This is a genomic window from Mesorhizobium sp. M2A.F.Ca.ET.039.01.1.1 (genome assembly GCF_003998035.1).
Classification (GTDB): Bacteria; Pseudomonadota; Alphaproteobacteria; order Rhizobiales; family Rhizobiaceae; genus Mesorhizobium.
Map to the genome: position 1 here is coordinate 1 of NZ_RZRY01001356.1, position 804 is coordinate 804.

At 63.4% G+C, this 804-nt stretch carries 1 protein-coding gene; it reads left to right on the plus strand.

All coding sequences use genetic code 11. From position 1 onward, the window contains the following. Positions 1–682, plus strand: a 682-nt coding sequence (locus tag EOA24_RS39840; protein WP_133375040.1) for an EAL domain-containing protein, incomplete at its 5' end; no start/stop codon positions are given. Between the last annotated feature and the right edge of the window lie 122 nt (positions 683–804).

Sequence of the window (804 nt, forward strand, 5' to 3'; positions counted from 1 at the left end):
CGGCTTTGAGGCGCTGCGGCGGTGGGACCACCCGCGCCGCGGCATGATCCCGCCGGGGGATTTCATCCCGGTGGCCGAGAATTGCGGGCTGATCGTGCAGCTCGGCCTGTTCGCCATGCAGCAGGCGGCCGAGGACCTCGCGGGCTGGCAGAAGCAGATCGGCGACGCGCCGCTGTCGGTTTCGGTCAACCTGTCGAGCCGCCAGCTCATCCGCCGCGACCTGGTGAGCGATGTCCGCTCTGTCATCGCGCGGGCCAATCTGAAGCCGCGCTGCTTCCGGCTCGAACTCACCGAATCCCTGGTGATGGACAATCCCGAGCAGACCGCGCATGTGCTGACTAAGCTGAAGCAGCTCGGCATCGGACTGTCGCTCGACGATTTCGGCACCGGCTATTCCTCGCTCTCCTACCTGACGCGCTTCCCCTTCGATACGATCAAGATCGACAAGAGTTTTGTTGACGACGCGACGCCCAAGCGCGCCGTGCTGCTCAAATCCATGGTCAACATGGCGCATGAGCTGGGGCTGTCGGTCGTGGCCGAAGGCATCTCGGACGAAAGCGACGCGCTGGAACTGCGCCAGATGGGCTGCGAATATGTCCAGAGCTTCATGTTCGGCGCGCCGATGCCCGGCGACCAGGTGCTGAAGACGCTGAGGGAACAGTATCCGCTGACCCAGGCTTAATTGGGCACCGTGATGCGGCCTGCCGTTCCGGTGGAGTAGCAATGCCCTCTGCGACTGGCCGTGACATCCATCACATCGTCATCCTCGGGCTTGACCCGAGGATCCATTCCGTGACGTTAAAG